The organism is Nitrosomonas sp. (genome assembly GCF_019635155.1).
Taxonomy (GTDB): domain Bacteria; phylum Pseudomonadota; class Gammaproteobacteria; order Burkholderiales; family Nitrosomonadaceae; genus Nitrosomonas.
The window spans coordinates 18,823-39,181 of sequence record NZ_JAHBZY010000006.1 but is presented as its reverse complement, the minus strand read 5'-3'; the positions used below and the strand labels follow the sequence as shown (position 1 = coordinate 39,181).

Annotated in this window: 19 protein-coding genes; 10 read left to right on the top strand and 9 right to left on the bottom strand. The window is 44.4% G+C overall.

Going from position 1 to position 20,359, the window contains the following annotated elements:
* Positions 1–341: 341 nt before the first annotated feature.
* From carA to greA, 3 genes are read left to right on the top strand one after another with little or no spacing between them, the layout of a single operon-like run.
* Positions 342–1,502, top strand: a complete 1,161-nt coding sequence (gene carA, locus KF839_RS05690; RefSeq protein WP_292916872.1) for a glutamine-hydrolyzing carbamoyl-phosphate synthase small subunit — start codon at positions 342–344, stop codon at positions 1,500–1,502.
* Positions 1,503–1,531: 29 nt separating this feature from the next.
* Entirely contained in the window at positions 1,532–4,753 is a 3,222-nt protein-coding gene (gene carB, locus KF839_RS05685; RefSeq protein WP_292916871.1) for a carbamoyl-phosphate synthase large subunit, read from the top strand.
* Positions 4,754–4,805: 52 nt separating this feature from the next.
* Positions 4,806–5,282, top strand: coding sequence for a transcription elongation factor GreA (gene greA, locus KF839_RS05680; RefSeq protein ID WP_292916870.1), 477 nt, complete (start codon positions 4,806–4,808; stop codon positions 5,280–5,282).
* A gap of 12 nt (positions 5,283–5,294) precedes the next feature.
* On the opposite strand, the gene yhbY is transcribed toward greA, so the two are convergent.
* From yhbY to KF839_RS05635, 9 genes are all read right to left on the bottom strand, one after another.
* Positions 5,295–5,651, bottom strand: a complete 357-nt coding sequence (yhbY, locus tag KF839_RS05675; protein ID WP_292916869.1) for a ribosome assembly RNA-binding protein YhbY — start codon at positions 5,649–5,651, stop codon at positions 5,295–5,297.
* 26 nt (positions 5,652–5,677) lie between these two features.
* The gene (gene cysG, locus KF839_RS05670; RefSeq protein WP_292916868.1) at positions 5,678–7,108 is read right to left on the bottom strand and encodes a siroheme synthase CysG; all 1,431 of its coding nucleotides are present in this window, start codon (positions 7,106–7,108) and stop codon (positions 5,678–5,680) included.
* A gap of 150 nt (positions 7,109–7,258) precedes the next feature.
* Positions 7,259–8,257 (bottom strand): PstS family phosphate ABC transporter substrate-binding protein, encoded by a 999-nt coding sequence (locus tag KF839_RS05665; RefSeq protein WP_292916867.1) that lies wholly within the window; start codon positions 8,255–8,257, stop codon positions 7,259–7,261.
* A gap of 179 nt (positions 8,258–8,436) precedes the next feature.
* Complete coding sequence (gene glmM, locus KF839_RS05660; protein ID WP_292916866.1) at positions 8,437–9,798, bottom strand: phosphoglucosamine mutase; 1,362 nt, start codon at positions 9,796–9,798, stop codon at positions 8,437–8,439.
* A gap of 41 nt (positions 9,799–9,839) precedes the next feature.
* Entirely contained in the window at positions 9,840–10,631 is a 792-nt protein-coding gene (folP, locus tag KF839_RS05655) for a dihydropteroate synthase (protein WP_292916971.1), read from the bottom strand.
* A gap of 126 nt (positions 10,632–10,757) precedes the next feature.
* Positions 10,758–12,677, bottom strand: a complete 1,920-nt coding sequence (gene ftsH, locus KF839_RS05650) for an ATP-dependent zinc metalloprotease FtsH (protein ID WP_292916865.1) — start codon at positions 12,675–12,677, stop codon at positions 10,758–10,760.
* A gap of 170 nt (positions 12,678–12,847) precedes the next feature.
* The gene (locus KF839_RS05645) at positions 12,848–13,465 is read right to left on the bottom strand and encodes an RlmE family RNA methyltransferase (protein WP_292916864.1); all 618 of its coding nucleotides are present in this window, start codon (positions 13,463–13,465) and stop codon (positions 12,848–12,850) included.
* A 341-nt stretch (positions 13,466–13,806) separates the two neighbouring features.
* Positions 13,807–14,121 carry a type II toxin-antitoxin system RelE/ParE family toxin gene (locus KF839_RS05640; protein WP_292916863.1) on the bottom strand — a complete coding sequence of 105 codons (315 nt, stop codon included), beginning with the start codon at positions 14,119–14,121 and terminating at the stop codon, positions 13,807–13,809.
* Positions 14,121–14,372 (bottom strand): type II toxin -antitoxin system TacA 1-like antitoxin, encoded by a 252-nt coding sequence (locus tag KF839_RS05635; protein ID WP_292916862.1) that lies wholly within the window; start codon positions 14,370–14,372, stop codon positions 14,121–14,123. Before KF839_RS05635 ends, KF839_RS05640 begins: the two co-directional genes overlap by 1 nt.
* Before the next feature lie 307 nt (positions 14,373–14,679).
* Here KF839_RS05635 and KF839_RS05630 point away from each other — a divergent pair, with 307 nt between their 5' ends.
* From KF839_RS05630 to KF839_RS05600, 7 genes are all read left to right on the top strand, one after another.
* Positions 14,680–16,053 (top strand): AAA family ATPase, encoded by a 1,374-nt coding sequence (locus KF839_RS05630; protein WP_292916861.1) that lies wholly within the window; start codon positions 14,680–14,682, stop codon positions 16,051–16,053.
* 10 nt (positions 16,054–16,063) lie between these two features.
* Complete coding sequence (locus KF839_RS05625) at positions 16,064–17,023, top strand: DUF4435 domain-containing protein (protein ID WP_292916860.1); 960 nt, start codon at positions 16,064–16,066, stop codon at positions 17,021–17,023.
* A gap of 400 nt (positions 17,024–17,423) precedes the next feature.
* A complete protein-coding gene (locus tag KF839_RS05620) occupies positions 17,424–17,741 on the top strand; it encodes a hypothetical protein (protein ID WP_292916859.1) in 318 nt (105 codons plus the stop codon).
* Positions 17,742–17,799: 58 nt separating this feature from the next.
* Positions 17,800–18,852, top strand: coding sequence for a replication initiation factor domain-containing protein (locus tag KF839_RS05615; RefSeq protein ID WP_292916858.1), 1,053 nt, complete (start codon positions 17,800–17,802; stop codon positions 18,850–18,852).
* On the top strand, positions 18,842–19,135 hold the full coding sequence (locus KF839_RS05610) for a hypothetical protein (RefSeq protein WP_292916857.1): 294 nt from the start codon (positions 18,842–18,844) through the stop codon (positions 19,133–19,135). Before KF839_RS05615 ends, KF839_RS05610 begins: the two co-directional genes overlap by 11 nt.
* Complete coding sequence (locus tag KF839_RS05605; RefSeq protein ID WP_323802047.1) at positions 19,113–19,445, top strand: helix-turn-helix domain-containing protein; 333 nt, start codon at positions 19,113–19,115, stop codon at positions 19,443–19,445. Before KF839_RS05610 ends, KF839_RS05605 begins: the two co-directional genes overlap by 23 nt.
* A 26-nt stretch (positions 19,446–19,471) precedes the next feature.
* A complete protein-coding gene (locus KF839_RS05600; protein ID WP_292916856.1) occupies positions 19,472–20,347 on the top strand; it encodes a tyrosine-type recombinase/integrase in 876 nt (291 codons plus the stop codon).
* The last annotated feature ends 12 nt before the right edge of the window (positions 20,348–20,359 follow it).

Here is a 20,359-nt window from a genome sequence, read left to right as displayed (position 1 = left end):
TTATTATCCGCCGACGCCTTCCATAAAATCATGGTTATTGCCCGGAAACTCACACTCATAATACTACCTGGCAATTGCATTGAAACAAAACCATACTCAACTAATTTAGAAAACCGACGATTAGCGCGCACAGTAAATCAATCGATACTTCCCTAGCTTGAATAAATCCACGAAACAAGCGGTCAGATTAACCTAACTTATCAAAAAACCAAACAGTACGGTGAAACTGCGCGCATACAAAAACAAACCGTTTTCACGTATAATTCGATCTTCAATAGCCAGGGCTTTTTAGCGATTGTCCGGTCCTTTTTCCAGATCTTGTCAGTTTCCAAGGAGTTTTTGTGTCACAACGACCGCACGCCATCCTCGCACTTGCCGATGGAACAATTTTTCGTGGCGTGTCTATTGGTGTTGAAGGCATCAATACCGGTGAAGTGGCATTCAACACGGCAATGACCGGTTATCAGGAAATTTTAACCGATCCTTCTTATTGCCAACAAATCATCACCTTGACCTATCCGCATATTGGCAACACCGGCACCAATTTGGAAGATTATGAATCCGGTAACGTTAACAAGGTATATGCTGCCGGCCTGGTAATTCGCGATCTACCGCTCCTCGCGAGCAATTTCCGCAAAACCCATACGTTATCCGAGTTTCTTAAACATCAGAATGTTGTCGCAATTGCGGAAATCGACACCCGGAAATTGACGCGCATTCTGCGGGAAAAAGGCGCGCAATCCGGTTGTATCATGGCAGGATCCATTGACGAGGAACAAGCGCTTCAAGCTGCGAGAACATTCCCCGGGCTAGCCGGAATGGATCTCGCCAAAGTTGTCAGTTGTCGCCAGGCGTATTCCTGGACAGAAGGTGAATGGTCGCTCGAATCCGGTTTTCGGTCACGGGAAAATCCGGAATTTCATGTCGCCGCCTATGATTTCGGCATTAAACGCACCATTCTGCGCAAACTGGCGCAACGCGGATGCAAAGTAACCGTTTTACCCGCGCAAACATCGGCTGAAGAAATTCTCAAATTACAACCCGATGGGATTTTTCTTTCGAATGGCCCCGGTGATCCGGAACCATGTGGTTACGCCATCACCGCAACACAAACATTGTTGCGGAAAAACATTCCGATTTTTGGAATTTGCCTTGGTCATCAGTTGCTTGGACTTGCCAGCGGCGCACGCACCGTCAAGATGAAATTCGGTCATCATGGCGCCAATCACCCGGTCCAGGATCTCGCCACAGGAAAAGTGATCATCACTAGCCAAAATCACGGTTTCGCTGTCGATGCCGACACCTTGCCTGCCAATGTCCGTATTACTCACGTATCGCTATTCGATCGCAGTCTGCAGGGATTTGAACTGACCGATAAACCGGCTTTCTGCTTTCAAGGCCATCCGGAAGCCAGTCCGGGTCCGCATGAAGCCGATTATTTGTTCGATAAATTCATCGCTATGATGCAGCATTACAAAAACAATCTTCACGATCATCCTTAACAACATTCAGTATTCATCCAAAAATAAGTATGCCTAAACGTACCGACATTCAATCCATACTCATCATCGGTGCCGGTCCCATTATCATTGGTCAAGCTTGCGAGTTCGATTATTCCGGCGTGCAAGCCTGCAAGGCGCTGCGCGAAGAAGGCTATCGCATCATTCTGGTCAATTCGAATCCGGCAACCATCATGACGGACCCGGAAATGGCGGATGCAACCTATATCGAGCCCATTACTTGGACAATGCTGGAAAAAATCATCGCAATCGAACGTCCGCAAGCATTGCTGCCAACCATGGGCGGGCAAACGGCGTTGAATTGCGCGTTGGATCTGGTCAAACATGGCGTGCTGGAAAAATACGGCGTCGAGCTCATTGGCGCCTCGCGCGAAGCCATTGACATGGCTGAAGACCGGGAAAAATTTAAACAGGCGATGACGCGCATCGATTTAAATTCCGCTCGTTCCGCCGTGGCTCACAGCATGGAGGAAGCGCTGCAAGTGCAAGCGATGCTGGGATACCCGGTGATTATCCGTCCTTCATTTACGATGGGCGGCAGCGGAGGCGGCATTGCCTATAATCGCGAAGAGTTTCTGGATATTTGCGAGCGCGGCTTGAAAACTTCCCCTACCAAAGAATTATTGATCGAAGAATCTGTCATTGGCTGGAAAGAATTTGAAATGGAAGTCGTGCGTGACAAAAACGACAATTGCATCATTATCTGTTCCATCGAGAATCTCGACCCAATGGGCGTCCATACCGGCGACTCGATCACCGTCGCACCGGCACAAACGCTAACGGACAAAGAGTATCAACTCATGCGTAATGCTTCCATTGCGGTATTACGTGAAATCGGTGTGGAAACCGGCGGCTCCAATGTGCAATTTGCGATTAATCCGCACGATGGCCGCATGCTGGTTATCGAGATGAATCCGCGGGTGTCGCGTTCTTCCGCATTAGCGTCCAAAGCAACCGGTTTCCCGATCGCCAAAATAGCTGCAAAACTGGCCGTCGGCTTCACTTTGAACGAACTGGGAAACGATATTACCGGCGGCGTCACGCCGGCTTCGTTCGAACCGACCATAGATTATGTCGTCACCAAGGTGCCACGCTTCGCATTTGAGAAATTTCCGCAAACCAATGATCGGCTGACAACGCAAATGAAGTCCGTCGGGGAAGTGATGGCGATTGGCCGTACTTTCCAAGAGTCGCTGCAAAAAGCCCTGCGGGGATTGGAAACCGGTGTCGACGGCTTGGACGAGAAAACCGATAATCTGGAAACGATACGCTCCGAACTCGCCAATCCAGGTCCCGACCGGATTTGGTATATTGCCGATGCCTTCCGTTGCCAATTATCATTGGATGAAATTCACCAATTGACGCATATCGATCCTTGGTTCCTGGCGCAAATCGAAAACCTCATCCAGCAAGAACAAACAGTAAAAACCACCAAATTAACGGATCTGGACCGGCAAACCTTGCGTAAAATCAAACGCAGCGGCTTCTCCGACCGTCGTCTAGCAAAATTGCTCAATACCGACCAAACGGCTGTCCGCGCGCACCGCCATCTCCATAATCTGCATCCGGTTTATAAGCGCGTCGATACCTGTGCTGCCGAATTTGCAACCAGTACCGCGTACATGTATTCCACGTACGAAGACGAATGCGAATCCAATCCGACTGGCAAAAAGAAAATCATGGTATTGGGTGGCGGCCCTAACCGTATCGGTCAGGGCATCGAATTTGATTACTGCTGCGTTCATGCTGCGTTAGCATTACGTGAAGATGGCTTTGAAACCATCATGGTCAATTGTAATCCGGAGACGGTTTCAACCGATTACGATACCTCGGATCGCTTGTATTTTGAACCGCTGACGCTTGAGGATGTACTTGAAATCGTAGCTGTCGAAAAACCCGATGGCGTTATCGTGCAATATGGTGGTCAAACTCCGTTAAAACTTGCTCGAGATCTGGAAGCCAACGGCGTTCCGATTATCGGCACCAGCCCGGACATGATCGATTGTGCCGAAGATCGTGAGCGCTTCCAGCAAATGTTGCAACAATTAGGGTTGCATCAACCACCTAACCGTACCGCACGAAATCCTGAAGCCGCACTGATTGCCGCCGAGGAAATCGGCTACCCTCTGGTAGTCCGGCCCAGTTATGTTTTGGGTGGAAGAGCCATGGAAATCGTTCATGAGAAAGCCGATTTGGAGCGATACATGCGGGAGGCTGTGAAAGTCTCGAACGATTCGCCGGTATTGCTGGATCATTTCTTGACCAATGCCACCGAAGTGGATGTCGATGCTATTTACGATGGTGAGACCGTGCTTATCGGTGGAATCATGGAACATATCGAACAAGCCGGCGTTCACTCCGGTGATTCCGCTTGTTCTTTACCGACCTTCAATCTGGCGCCCGAGATTCTTGATGAGCTGCGCCGCGAAACGGCTGAAATGGCGCGAGCTTTAGATGTGCTGGGATTAATGAACGTCCAATTTGCCATCCAGGACGATACGGTTTATGTGCTCGAGGTCAATCCCAGAGCATCCCGGACAGTACCGTTCATTTCCAAAGCAACCGGTTTGCAGCTTGCCAAAATCGCAGCACGCTGTATGGTCGGCAAATCTTTGATCCACCAAGGCATTACCCAGGAAGTAATTCCTCAATACTTTTCAGTCAAAGAAGCTGTTTTTCCTTTTATTAAACTCCCCGGCGTTGATACCATATTGGGCCCCGAAATGAAGTCAACCGGAGAAGTCATGGGCATGGGCGCTACTTTTGCGGAAGCATTTGTTAAATCCCAGCTAGCTACCGACGTGCGCCTGCCGACTTCCGGAAAGATTTTTATCAGTGTACGGCAATCAGATAAACTACACGCCATTGAAATCGCACGAAGCCTTGCAGAACTTGGCTTCTCCCTTTATGCTACACGTGGTACTGCCGCAGTCATCACAGAAGCCGGAATTAACGTTAATATCATTAATAAAGTAGCGGAAGGCCGGCCCCACATTGTTGATATGATTAAAAATGGCGAAATCAGCTTGATTATCAATACAGTGAAAAATCACCGCAGCGCGATACGGGATTCTTATTCGATTCGCCATGCTGCACTTCAAGCGAAAGTAACTTACTATACAACGCTGGCAGGTGCGCGTGCCGCTTGTATGGGTATCACCGACAAACGTGAATTGCAAACATATAACTTGCAAAAATTGCATGTACAGCTTAAAACACAAGAGCACGTGTAATTCACTCCAGTACAATTAATCAGTAGATGAACATAAAAGGTAAGAAATTACAATGAGTACTATTCCATTAACGGTAGCGGGAGCGGAAGCCTTGCGCAAAGAACTGCATGAGATGAAAACGGTACATCGCCCTGCGGTTATTGCTGCAATTGCTGAAGCGCGTTCACATGGTGATCTTTCAGAAAATGCCGAATACGATGCTGCCAAGGAAAAACAAAGTTTTATTGAAGGACGTATCGCTGAACTGGAAAACAAACTCTCCAGCGCCCAAATCATTAACCCGGCGCTTATCAATGCAGATGGCGCTTGCGTTTTCGGCGCCACTGTCGAACTGGAGGATTTGCAAAACGGTGAAATAGTTACTTATCAAATCGTTGGAGACGACGAGGCGGATATCAAAGATGGAAAAATTTCTATCAGTTCTCCCATTTCACGAGCTTTGATCGGAAAATATGCTGGCGATATCGCAGAAGTTCAGGCACCAAGCGGTATTCGCGAATATGAAATACTGGATGTCAAATACATCTAAATGCCGATACGTTCATTCATTCTGAAAATCCCGCTTTCTACGTAAAGGCGGACGTTTCTTCTTGGAAGGTACACGTTCCAGTTTTTTCTCTATTTCTTCCGGTTTGGGGCGATAAATAACAAAAACTTTCCCCACATGTTGTACCGGCGCGGCATTGGTCAACTGGCATATCTCTTCCAGCACAACATCTCTGGCTGCGCGATCATCCACCTGAGCCTTAATTTTTATTAAGGCATGACTCGATAATGCGCGTTCAATTTCTCCAACAACGTTAGCGGACAATCCAGACTTCCCTATCATGACGATCGGATTTAATGCATGCGCTTGAGCTTTCAGTTCACGCCGCTGAGTTACTGTAATTGTTAGCATAAATCCCTTTTAAATTCATTAAACTCTTAGCTATCTGAGTTCATTGCGATGATCTCAGCTGCGGAAGTTTCTTCCGTTGGTTCAAACCATGCCAGATGCTGGTGTAATTTTACCACTTCTCCGACGATGATTAATGTAGGCGGAGTCAAATGCGCGTCTTCAGCCAGCTTCGGCAATGTCTGCAGCGTCCCGATAACAATTTTCTGTTTCTGCGTGGTGCCTTGCTGAATAATTGCGGCAGGCGTGGAATCAGGCAGACCGTGAATCATCAATTGCTGACAAAGCATTGGTAAACCGAGCAATCCCATATAAATGACAATGGTTTGATTCAGCCGCGCAAGCTGCGGCCAATCCAAATCGATTGTGCCATCTTTGAGATGACCGGTCACAAAAATACACGATTGCGCATAATCCCGATGTGTCAGTGGTATACCGACATAGGCCGCGACGCCTGAAGCCGCGGTGATTCCAGGTACTATTTGAAAGGGAATATGATGAGATGCCAAAGTTTCAATTTCTTCGCCACCACGGCCAAATATAAATGGATCACCGCCTTTCAAGCGCAGCACCCGCTTGCCTTCCCGGGCTAACCGGACCAGCAGTTGATTAATCGATTCCTGTTGCAAGGTATGCCGGTTACGCTCCTTACCGACATAAATACGAGTCGCATCACGGCGCACCATATTTAGAATCTCTGGAGAAACCAGTCGATCATAAACCACTACATCGGCTTGTTGCATCAAGCGCATGGCGCGAAATGTCAGTAAATCCGGACTACCCGGCCCTGCACCAACGAGATAGACTTCACCATACGGAGGGTTATTTCTTCCCTGTTCAAGAGATTGCAGCAAATATTCCTCTGCTGCTTTATCCTTTCCAGCCAATACCAACTCTGTCAGTTGCCCTTGCAAAACTTCTTCCCAGAATAAACGGCGCTTATCCGGATGCATAATCCGTTGCTTGACGTATTCACGGAATTTCCCGGCCATCGCAACGAGCCGCCCGTAGGCGGCAGGTATGATAGTTTCCAGTTGCGCACGTAACAGTCTAGTCAGTACCGGCGATTGTCCGCCACTGGATATGGCAATCAGTAAAGGAGATCGGTCAACAATGGACGGCATAATAAAAGTGCATAATTCCGGGTTATCCACGACATTGACTGGAATATGCAACTGCTGAGCAATTTCGGATACCTTCTGGTTCAATGCGTGATCGCTGGTAGCAGCGATGACCAATGTTTGATCGTGCAAATGCGCGGATTGGAAAAGCTCCGCACGATGTACGATGGTGCCTCGGGCAACAAGCTCAGTTAATGCGTCATTGATCTTCGGAGCTATTACAGAAACCTGCGCTCCTGCTTGTAGTAACAACATCACTTTGCGTACAGCAACTTCACCACCACCGACAACCAGGCAGGCTTTGTTTGTTATTTTTAAAAAAATGGGCAGAAAATCCATTGGCATCGCAGCATATTCGCTTTGAAAATAAGAAAAGAAGTACTGACCAATTCTAAGCCAATAGCAGCTCGCGAGTCGATCAGAACTTCCTTTCTTATTACTGAATACAGTGCCTAAAAATGATGTGCTATGACACGATTGTAACTGAGTTTATAAGCTGGATTCCAATTTCAGAATGTCTTCCAATCGTATATCGATTCCAGTTCCCTTGAATACAGTACCCAGTTTCTTTTTGTTCAAATGCTCGATATTGAGGTTATAAACTTCCTTGGAAAGCGGGAAATATTTCACTTCCGTTACCAGTTCCGTTGCATTCTTCATATAAAAGTTCACGAATTCATTCACTTCCGGTTTATCAGTTGATTTCGCGTTGATATATATAAATATCGGACGCGACAATGGTTTATAACTGTTATTTTCTACAGTCTCGGCCGAGGGAAGTACACCACCATTGCCGCTATCGATCGCTACAGCATCAATCTTATTGCTATTCTCGATATAGTACGCAAAACCAAAGAATCCGAGTGCATAAATGTCGCTCGCAACGCCCTGAACCAGCACATTATCATCTTCTGAAGCGGTATAGTCGCCACGACTTGACTTTGCTTTACCAACGATTGCTTCAGTAAAATACTCAAAGGTTCCGGAATCCGCACCCGGCCCATAAAGCTTAATTCTTTTGTCAGGCCAGGCTGGATTAATTTGATTCCAGTTTGTCACTTTACCTTGCGCCGCGGGTTCCCATATTTTTTTTAACTCTTCAACGGTAACGGTTTTGCTCCAGGTATTTTGGGGACTAACAACGACTGTTAAAGCATCGAAAGCAATGGGCATTTCGATAAATTGCACGCCTTCCCGTTTGCAAGCCTCCATTTCCAATTCTGTAATCGGACGGGAAGCATTCACAATATCAATTTCGTTACGGCAAAATTTCTTAAACCCTCCCCCCGTTCCTGAAATACCAACAGTAACCCGGATCGAACCTCGCTTAGCGATCTGAAAATCTTCCGCAACAGCTTCAGTAATCGGAAAAACAGTACTTGAGCCATCAATCTTTATGATCGGTGTCGCATTGACCACGACCGCATTGGTCGCACCTACTGACAGTGCAACTGCGAGAAAAAACCGCAGGTTTGAAAAATTAATCATTACTTCGCGCTCCATTTTATAGAAAGTATCGAACACCCCAAAAACGATGCGGTATCGTATTTCAGAATTGTTACAATATTATGACAATCTTCTGTTTTGTTAAAAAATTAAATGATTGCGGATCCCGCAAGAAACTTACTGATCGCATGAATTTGCAATGCCCGGTTTCCATAGAACATTCAGCCGGCGCATGCTTTTTGGATAACACCAGCAATGTGTTCCGACCAATAATTGACTTTCTGTTTGGATTTTCCTTCTACCATCACTCGAATGAGCGGCTCCGTTCCCGAAACGCGAATCAGCAAACGCCCTTCATCGCCCAGGTCGGCTTCAGCTTCTTTTCTTACCGCGCCGACCGCCTTATTTGTATTAAGATTGAATGATTTGGAAACTCTTACATTAATCAGACGCTGCGGAAATAAAACGACACCGCGCATATATTCTGCCAAAGTCTTGCGCGTATCACGAAGCGCATAAAGTACTTGTAGTGCTGAGATAATACCATCCCCTGTCGTATGCTTATCCATGCAAAGAATATGTCCTGAACTTTCTCCGCCAAGCTGCCATTTTTTTTCTCGCAACAATTCGTGAACATATCGATCGCCCACATTCGCTCTAAGAAACGGTATACGCAATTTATTAAACTGATGCTCGATTGCCAAATTGGTCATCAATGTGCCGACAACTCCCCCGTAGAGTATTTTCTTCTGCAAGCGGTGTTTGGCAATAATGTAAATTAATTGATCGCCATCATAAAGTCTGCCGAGTTTATCCACCATCATGACACGGTCACCATCACCATCCAATGCAATACCGAGATCTGCACGGTGCTGCTTGACAGCTTTCTGCAATGTCGCACAATGCGTAGCACCACACTCAAGATTAATATTCAGTCCGTTAGGCTGAACACCTATTGTGACGACATCGGCACCCAGCTCGTGCATAACGTGTCCGGCAATATGATACGCCGCTCCATGCGCGCAATCGACGACGATACGTAGTCCACGCAAATCCAAATGATAAGGAAAAGTGCTCTTGCAGAATTCGATATAACGACCGGCGGCGTCATCGATTCTTTGCACCTTTCCCAGTTGAATGGAAGGTTTGGTCTCAATCGGCGAGCTTAATTCAGCTTCAATCTTGTGTTCCATTTCATCTGGAAGTTTGCTACCGGATGCCGAAAAAAACTTCACACCATTATCTTCAAACAAATTATGTGAAGCCGAAATGACGATACCTGCCTGCAGCCGAAGTGCACGAATCAGGTAAGCAATGGCTGGAGTCGGCATTGGACCCGATAGAATGACATCCACTCCTGCGGCACATAATCCTGCTTCCAAGGCGGATTCAAGCATATAACCGGATACCCTCGTGTCCTTTCCAATCAGAACGGTTGGACGCTTGCCTTCCATTAAATGCCAATCTGCCGCTGCTAAAACTTTACCGGCAGAGTAGCCTAGATGCAGAATAAAATCCGGAGTAATGGGAAATTTACCTACCCGGCCTCTTATACCATCGGTTCCAAAATATTTCTTAGTCAATTTGATAAATATTCGGTAATTGGAAATAAATCCGGCTGCTGCTATTGGTTTGTGCCATCTTGCTGAATCATCGCCTGATAGATAGCCAACGCATCCTTGGTTGCTTTAACATCATGTACCCGCACAATTTTGGCACCTTTAATGACCGCAAGCAAGGCGGCTGCAATACTCTCGTGCTGTCGCTGGCTCACTTCATTTCCTGTAATAGCGCCCAACATGGATTTACGCGATAAACCCGCTAAAACAGGTATTCCCAATTCTGTAAATTTATCCAAATGATTCAATAATGTCAGATTATGCTGGAGTGTCTTGCCGAAACCAAATCCAGGATCGATCACCAATCGGTCTTTCGAAATCCCCCATGCGTTCGAAGTTTGGATGCGCTGTTGCAGAAATTCTTTTACTTCAGTCACAATATCCTGATATTTAGGGCCAATCTGCATATTTTGTGGCGTACCCTGCATATGCATCAGACAAATCTTTACCTGTGTATGCGAAGCTATGGCTTCCAGTGCATACGGACTACGAAGCGCATGCACGTCATTAATCATCTGAGCACCCGCTGCAATCGCACGCCGCATCACTTCGGGTTTGGAAGTATCAACAGAAATTGGAATATCCGTATTAGCGAGTGCTTCCAAAACGGGCATTATGCGCTTTAATTCTTCATCAACGTCAACTTGTTGACTCCCAGGTCTGGTAGATTCTCCACCGATATCAAGAATATCCGCACCTTCTGAAATCAGATAGTTGGCATGGGCTATGGCTTGCTGCGTGGAAAAATAAAGTCCGCCATCCGAAAAGGAATCGGGCGTTATGTTGACAACTCCCATTATCAATGGACGGTCTAGTGAGGGAAGTTGATCAAGCGAGAATGTCACAGCAGTGGTACAAACGTTAAGAAAATAAAAACGGGATACGATATTACATCGTATCCCGTATCATCAAATTATCAGCGGTTAATCAGCTTCTTTAACGACTTCATTCGGTGTTGGTTCGTTGCTTTGTTGTCCTTCGCTTTCCGCTGATGAAGCTTCACCATCCGTTGTTGAAGACATGGATTGTGGCGGTTTCGGCGGACGCGGAGTACGACCATCCATAATATCCTTGATCTGATCGCTGTCGATGGTTTCCCATTCCAGCAAAGCTTTAGCCATCACTTCGATTTTATCTTTATTTTCCTCGATCAGTTTTCGCGCCAATGCATATTGCTCATCAATGATCCGACGAACTTCCGTATCAACTTTCTGCATCGTTGATTCACTGACATTCTTATGCGTGGTAACTGAACGACCCAAGAAAACCTCGCCTTCATTCTCACCATAGACCATTGGACCCAGCGCATCCGACATACCCCAACGAGTAACCATTTGTCGGGCCATATCAGTTGCACGTTCAAAATCATTCGATGCACCAGTGGTCATCTGACTCATAAATACTTCTTCGGCAATGCGACCGGCAAGCATCATCGAGATCATTTGTAAAATTTGTTCACGTTCCATTCCGAAGCGATCTTCCTTAGGAAGGGTAAACGTAACTCCCAAAGCACGACCACGAGGAATAATGGTAACTTTATGCACCGGATCGTTTTTAGGCAGCAGATAACCGACCACCGCATGCCCGGATTCATGATAAGCAGTATTTCTACGTTCATGTTCAGGCATTACCGCGGAACGGCGTTCGGCTCCCAGGAAAATTTTATCTTTCGCACGCTCAAAATCTTCCATGTCAACCAGACGTTTGTTACTCCTCGCAGCAAACAGTGCCGCTTCATTAACCAGATTGGCCAAATCCGCGCCAGACATACCGGGTGTACCACGCGCTAAGACTTCCGCTTTCACATCCGGCGCAAGCGGTACTTTGCGCATATGCACTTGCAAAATTTGCTCACGGCCACGAATATCCGGCAGAGGTACAGTCACTTGCCTGTCAAACCGACCGGGACGCAGCAATGCTGGATCCAATACGTCCGGGCGATTGGTCGCCGCAATCACAATGACACCCATCGCACCTTCGAAACCATCCATTTCGACCAGTAACTGGTTCAGTGTTTGCTCACGCTCGTCATTACCACCACCTAAACCAGCCCCCCGTTGACGGCCGACCGCATCAATCTCATCGATAAAAATGATGCACGGTGCATGCTTTTTCGCTTGCTCAAACATATCCCGCACGCGCGATGCACCAACACCGACAAACATTTCAACAAAATCAGAACCTGAGATACTAAAAAATGGCACTCCCGCTTCACCCGCAATCGCGCGCGCAAGCAATGTCTTACCTGTACCCGGGCTGCCAACCATCAACACACCACGAGGAATACGTCCACCGAGTTTCTGAAACTTGGTAGGGTCGCGCAAGAATTCTACAAGTTCAGCAACTTCTTCCTTAGCTTCTTCACAACCGGCAACATCATTAAAAGTAATGGTATTGGCCGATTTATCGAGCATGCGGGCCTTACTTTTCCCAAATGAGAAAGCACCGCCATTACGCCCTCCGCCTTGCATTTGGCGCATGAAGAAAATCCATACTGCAATCAACAGCAACATTGGGAACCATGAGATGAAAATACTCATTAACATGGAAGGTTCTTCTTCAGGTTTGGCTTCAACAATTACACCCGCTTTGAGCAAATCGCTGACCATCCACGGATCGGAAGGTGCGTAAGTTGTAAAGCGCCTACCGTCCGATTTTGTACCTCTTAAGGTACGACCTTCAATCACAACCTTTGCGATTCTTCCTTGGTTCAACTCAGAAATGAACTGAGAATATTCCATAGGCACTTGTGCCGGTTGGCGAACACTGAATTGATTAAATACAGTCATCAACACTAGTGCAATTACCAGCCAAATGGCCATATTTTTAATTAGATTATTCAAGATAGCTCCTTGGTTTGCACCTTAACATCATTGATTAGTCATTCTAACTCTATTTAAAAATATAACAGAAAACTACTTGTTATGTTCAATAAATCCACTCTTACACAGTCATACTACTTTATTGTTACTGTTATTCCTAAGCAGATCCATTCATTCCTCAATAGGAATTATTATTTTTTCCCGAGACCCAACAAATATAGCTCATTGCTTCGATCGCGAGAGGCTTTCGGTTTCCGTATCATGACATTTTTGAATCCGATTCGCATATCACGAAGAAATTGATCAAAATCCCTTCCCTGGAAAACTTTGACTAAAAAGTTTCCGCTATAGTTCAGTTGTTCCAATGCAAAGGTTAATGCCAACTCTGCCAGATACATACTTCTCGCTTGATCGCTAATGGCAATACCGCTCATATTGGGCGCCATATCCGAAATAATCAGATCTGGGTGATATCCGTCAAGTCGTTTCCTTAATTCAATTAGCGCAACTTCTTCCGTAAAATCGCCTTGAATAAACTCCACACCTGGCAATGGCATCATTTCTAAAACATCTAGCGCTATCACTTTGCCTTGACGACCGACTTTTTGGCTGACAACCTGCGACCAGCTACCCGGCGTAGCACCCAAGTCAACTACAATCATCCCAGATTTCAAAATATGATCTCGTTCGGTAATCTCCAATAATTTGTAAGCCGCACGTGAACGATAGCCCTCCTTTCTTGCTTGTTTCACAAAAAAATCGTTAACATGCTCTTTCATCCAAGCTTTACTGGTTTTAGCTCGCTTCATCCGAAAAACTTACTGTATTTAGGTTTCAGATTCAAGAGTCTTTTAGAAATCACTCTTGCCTGCGTTAACAACATTTATCTACAAAATAAAAAAGCACTTTGTTAAAAACAAAAGTGCTTTTTCTAGCGGGTCTGGTTGGACTCGAACCAACGACCAAGGGATTATGAGACACAGCCTTATAGCCATCTATATATATTAAACAACAACTTAAAGCGCTTGCCACATATAAAATCATTGTCATACAACCCCAAATTAGGGGATTCACAAACAGGCGTGACACAAATTTGGCACAATCAACTTAACACTTTATTTGATTCTGTCATTGTAAACCTGGTTATGCTTCATGTCGCCAGTCGATTCTTAAGTCTTTGCATGAGATCCATCCGCTCATGCAAAATTGCCAAAATAATTGGCACCTCTTTGTTTTTTGGCTGCCAATAGAAAATATAATGATGTTCACAATGCGTAAACAATAAATCTGATCTGTTTTTTAGAAATACTCTTGGCGTAATATTTCCTTGAGCGATCTCTTGGAATCGCTTTAGCAGCAAGGTTTCGTAATGTTTTGCTTGCTCAATTCCCCACGTATTAACCGTATAACGCGCGATTGCTCTCAAATCTTCTTCAGCAAGAACAGTAAGTTCGTAACCAGGCATTACTTGGTACTTTCGCTATATGCTTCTTGAAAGATTTCTTCTACAGATTTCTTGCTGATTTTCCCAGCTCTAGCTGATTTAATACGTTCATCCAGAAGCGTTTCCAGTTCATTCAAAGCCATGTCTTCATCAGAAGATGTAGGTAGAATTTGAGCAAGCACATATTCTTTAATTGATTTTCCTTGTAAAGCAGCAACAGCCTTAATCTTCTGATGCTGCTCTGGTGTCAGGTCGATAGACAAGCGGCTCATGTTATTTCACCCTTTATCATTGAAGAGAAATGAATATAGTACATATGAAATACACAAATGTTCAAAAACAATGGCATTAATAAATTGCTAAAAATTGCACTTCAAATTTCAATTCATCAATAAAATTAGTGGCTTTACATGGCAATTTGTTTATTGGAAATGATTTTCAGTGATTTTTAAGATGATAGAGTCTGTTAATATTCGCGTTTATTATTTGTTATTTATTAAAAAATGCTATCCCACATTAACCGTAATCTCTTCAAAAATCCATGTGAGTTATATTTTGAATGTTTAGAAAAAGGCTACCATGATAAATAGTACACTCGAACGATTCCGGATTATTGGACTCCATGGGCGTAAAAACGTCGATATTACTATTAAAGAAAATACACTGATACTTGTCGGTGAGAATGGTTCAGGTAAAACAACTTTTCTTCGTATCCTGTTTCACTTCCTCTCTGGACGCTGGCTTTCATTAATTCAATTTCGTTTTGATTCTATTATAGCGACAATAAACGGTAGAGAACACAAAGTTTCTCACGAAGAAATTGTCAAAGCTTTCAAAGGAGTTGATCGCCGATACCTCGCTGAGTTACCCCCATCGATTCGACGTAGAGTCATGGAGCTTCTTGAAAAGGGAGATTTCGAAAGGGTTAGTATTGAGCTTGAACGTGCTGGCGAGCGCCTTGCCATACCACCAGCGATTTTAGTTAGACAAATGGAGTTTTTCGAAGAGTTTCCCAAAGGCTCCAAAAAGGAACTTCAAGAAACTATTAATCGTATTCATGAAGCAATTGGAGCCCAAGTTTTATATCTGCCAACCTACCGGCGTATTGAACGTGAATTGAACAGTATTTTTGAAGGTGTAGACCCAGATGACTTTCGGCGCCATAGAAACCGATTTCGCCAATCAGAAGCAGGAGAGGCTTACATTGAACTTGTTGAATTCGGCATGAAAGACGTTCAAGATGCAGTTGATCGCACATTAGAACGATTAAAAGAGTTCGCTCGTGAAAACTTGAATAATTTGACACTTAGGTACTTGGGTGATGTGATTGATCGAGAGTATCAGAATGTTGGAATGAAAGAGATAGCTAATGTTTCTGAAGACACTGTTAGAGCTGTACTTGACAGAATCCACGAAAGTATTCTTACAAAAACTCATAAGGATCATCTCTTTAGTTTCATTAGCTCAGCTCGTTCTGCTGATGCTCCTACTGAGGAACATGAGAAGATCATCTACCACTACTTTCTTAAATTGCTGGGATTCCAACAATCACTTCAAGAAAATGAAAAGCAGATTTCTGCATTCTGCGAATTGTGTTCAGAGTATATTGTAGATAAGCGTTTCGTCTACAACAGCTCAACATTTAGCTTTTCTATTATCCCTACAGACGAATTGCAGGTTGAGCGGTCGATTACACTGAGCGATCTTTCTTCAGGTGAAAAACAAATTGTTTCGCTCTTCAGCCATCTCTATTTATCAGGGCAACAAAATTTCTTTGTCCTAATTGACGAACCAGAGTTGTCGCTGTCAGTTCCTTGGCAGCGTCGTTTTCTTACCGACATTCGTTCTGGGCAGTTTTGCAAGGGTCTTGTTGCTGTCACGCATTCCCCTTTTATTTACGAGAACGAATTGCGGAACTATGCTTATTCTCTTGGTGAATTTGTAAGCATTTAAGGAACTAGAAATGTCAATGCTTCAAATTCATGCAGAAGCACTTGATAGCGAGATTGCTGCTTATCATGAATTTCTTCTACGTTACAAACCTAATGCTAATGTTGTTTACGGAATAATCGAAGGAAAAGAAGATCCGATGTTTTACCGAGGACTGATTGAGCATAAGTTGCCTGAAGGATGGGAAGTTGAGTTAATCCCAGCTGGTCGAAAAGACAATGTACTAAAAGTATTAGCTATCTTCAATTGGGAAAGATTTTCACGCAAGAGAATTTGTTTTTTTGTTGACCGAGATCTTTCAGATTTCCTTCAAGAATCGTCCATGGCTCCTGTGAATCTGTACATTACCGACAATTATTCCATTGAAAACAATGTAGCTAATTATGATGTTCTGAAACGACTTCTTGAAGAAATACTTAATATTAATAACCTTAATTCCCAAGAGGAGGATGCCATTAAGCAGCGATTTCTTTCTGCATTGGTATTTTTTCAAGAAGCAATGCTTTTAATAATGGTTCAAGTTATTCTTTGGAAACGCAATGGTATGCGGCCATGTTTAGATAGTATTCTTCCTAAAGACTTCTTCATTTTTTCTGATGGAAAAATAAGCCTAAAAGATAAATTTGCGACAGGTTTATCGCGATTACAACATGCTGCTAAATGCGTAAATTTGCCCGCTTCTGATCAGATTGAGTTATCTAAAGTAGAAAAAGAATTTCGTCAAAAAGGTAACGCTGGAAGATTCATTCGTGGAAAGTATCTTTTGTGGTTCATGGTTGAATTTGCTCAAGAAATTCATCGTTCCTTGCCGCTATTTTTTGCGAAATTCTCTACACCACCAAAGGTACGAATTACTATTGGTACTGGAAATGCGATGCCTATACTAGCTCCACGTGTCAGATGTCCAACCTCACTTCGCATTTTCTTGGAAAATACCTACGATCAGTACATTTACGAAAAGATTCATTCTTAATAGATTGGTGTGAGAACTCTTGTCAATACTCTGCATACATAATATATGCTCAACTAGACCATTACTAACTAGAACTTAAAGTTATAGTTGAGTCGAATTCTGCAAAATTATTGAACCTATGGTGTTGCTGATAGGAGTCGAACATACGACCTACTAAAACTGCAGTAAATAATCTAGCTTAATTGAAAAGAAACCGCTTCTCGGGTGCGCCGGTCGACCCGGCGCAAGGCCATGCCCATGAAACTGGGCATGCTGGCCGAACCCACTCTACTATCGTTTTTAACCTACACATCCTTTACTGAGTACGGTTTTGTGCTTCTAATAGAATGCAGTGAATCTTTAGTGCCAAAAAGGAGAGTACAATTCACCCCACTCTATATTGTTTTTTTTAAATACCATCATGACTGAAAACGAAATTGTAGAACATATTAAAACTCGTATTGAATTATATCGCGGCGATGTGATGAATCTTGAACATGCTATTGGATGCTTTTACATTGGCCGCCAATTAGGCTGGAAAATCATTCTTTTGATGCATGACAGAAAAAGTATTAAAAAATATGAACAGCTTTTGGATCTGGATTTCAGAGTGCATATGCCTGATATTGGGGTGCTCGCGCACAAGTCACTTGCCTGGAGAGCTGTTCAAAAGGTAAGCAGCTATTGGAAAGCTGTTAAGGGTGAAATTGCTAATATTCGCACTCCACAAGTAGATTAAGAAGTAATTTATCGTGGGGTGATTGACGCTCTGCATGTGCTTGTGTATAGTGCAGAGCATGAAACACCCCACGTATAAAACTTTTTGCAATTGTAATGATGCTAACAGCGATTCTTTCGCTGACGCGCGACTGTCCGAGCGCGCAGCGCAGGACAGCGCAGCGGACTGCGGCTATGATACCCCCCGTACGGTAATACGGGGGGAAAGTCCCACCGGAGAAAAAAATAAATCACAGGCGGCCTTAACTGACTGGCTGAATGTTTCCTTCCCTTTTCATCCAGAAAATAATAATCCATTAGAATTTTTTAAATCCTTTAGTGAGGCGACTAAGGGCATTTTGGGCGGAATGACCGACCAGCAGCGGGGGCTTCACGGTTGGCAATATTCCTTTCAATTCGATCATGGCTGCGTTTTATTCGCATACGGCGGCCAAAATAACACTGCTTTCCTGTCCCTACCCGGCGAAGGTTGCGCATTAATTTCTGATTGGCAATCTTTTGCTATATACCTGAGAGATCAACTTCGAGCGCGCATTACTCGCTGGGATGGCGCGGTGGATGATTTCAACGGCGTTCATTCTGTCGATATGGCCATTGAATTTTATATGCAAGGCCACTTTAAACACGGCGGCAGAGAACCGAAACTTACACAGCGTGGAAACTGGATTAAACCTGATGGCTCTGGCCGTAGTGTATATGTCGGTAATCGTAAAAATGGCAAGCTCATCAGGATTTATGAAAAAGGTAAGCAGTTAGGCGATCCATCCAGTCCTTGGGTACGCTGGGAAGTTGAACTTCATGCAAAAGATCGCGTTATTCCTTGGGAAGTTTTGCTGCATCCAGGTGAGTATGTTGCGGGTGCCTATCCTTGCCTATCCTGGGTATCTGATCGAGTCTCTCGCATCAATACGATTAAAGAACAAGATCGGATCAGCTATGAACGTTTGAAGCAGGTTGCCTCAACTGCTTATGGTGCACTGCTCAATGTCATGCTGCAACGCGAAGGCAGTGCGGAACTCATCGTAGAACAGCTAAAACGGCATGCCATTCCCCGGCGTCTTGCCGCTACAGATCATTACTTACGCACAAAGGGAAAATCCGATGAAATTTGAAGCGGATGATCTTGATTGGGCAATGGGTGAACTTGCAAATCTATTTGCTGATGCCAATCGGGTTGGTGTTCTCCCGCATCAGATTAATCCAAGTTTGTTTTATGAAGCATGGACAGTGTTGTGTTTTCAGCCGACTGAAGTTTCAACTCGCTGCCGTCAAACATTAATTTCGATGCTTACCTTTCCTTTATGGCAAGTTTCTAAAGAAGGTTATATCAAGAGAAATTTTGATTTTAACAATCCCAACAAACCCATGCGTTATGAAAACACTTTTACTCACTGAGGCTGCCAATTTTCTCAAGATGCACCCAGAAGAAGTGCGCCGTCGTGCAAAGTCTGGGAAATTACCCGGTGCAAAATTGGGTAAATGCTGGGTATTTATTCTTGATGATCTTGTTGAACACATCAGATCACAGTATTCTAGCCCTCGGCAAGCGTTGCGAGTGGTTTCAGAAAAGGAGGTAAACATATGCCACTCTACAAGCGCGGTAATACGTGGTGGATCGCGTTCACCACACCTGCAGGAGAGCGTGTTAGATGCTCTGCTGGCACAGCCGACAAAACCCAAGCGCAAGAGTACCACGACAAGTTAAAAGCTGAATCCTGGCGCATTCAGCGATTGGGGGAAAAACCGGAGCACACATGGGATGAAGCAGCATGTAAGTTTCTAATAGAAACACAGCACAAAGCTACTCATGAGCGCGATAAAGAAAAACTTCGATGGTTACAGCAATTCTTACGTAATAGGCAATTGCACGAAATTGATCGCGAATTAATTGATCACATTGCACATGCAAAAGCAAAGGATACAAGCCCATCAACGGCAAATCGCTATTTAGCGCTGATAAGGGCAATTCTGCGGAAAGCATGCCATGATTGGGAATGGATGGAAAAAATTCCAAAAATCAGGCTTTTCCCAGAACCTAAGCGCCGTATTCGGTGGTTAACTCCTGAGCAAGTAAAAAGATTACTTAATGAATTGCCACAACATCAGCAGGACATGATGATATTTGCTTTATCAACTGGCTTGAGACAATCAAACGTTATTAATCTGGAATGGAATCAGGTTGATCTTGAACGTAAGGCTGCATGGATTCATCCCGATCAAGCCAAAGCAAGAAAAGCAATTCATGTTCCACTTAATTCAGTTGCGATAACGGTGTTACTTCGGCAAGTCGGTAAGCATCAAAACAGGGTTTTTACATTTCGCGGCAACCCGATTGCATGGGTAAATACCCGTGCATGGAAATTAGCATTAAAACGAGCAGGGATAGAAAACTTTAGATGGCATGATCTGCGCCATACTTGGGCAAGCTGGTTAGCTCAACAGGGCACGCCCATGAATGTACTGCAGGAACTCGGTGGTTGGGAATCGGAAGAAATGGTGAGACGGTATGCACACCTATCGAAACCGCAACTCATGCAGCATGCCGAGCTGGTTTCTAATATCCTAGATAACACAATTTTGTCACATCAAAAAGAAAAAAGAGGCTAGAAATTAATCTAA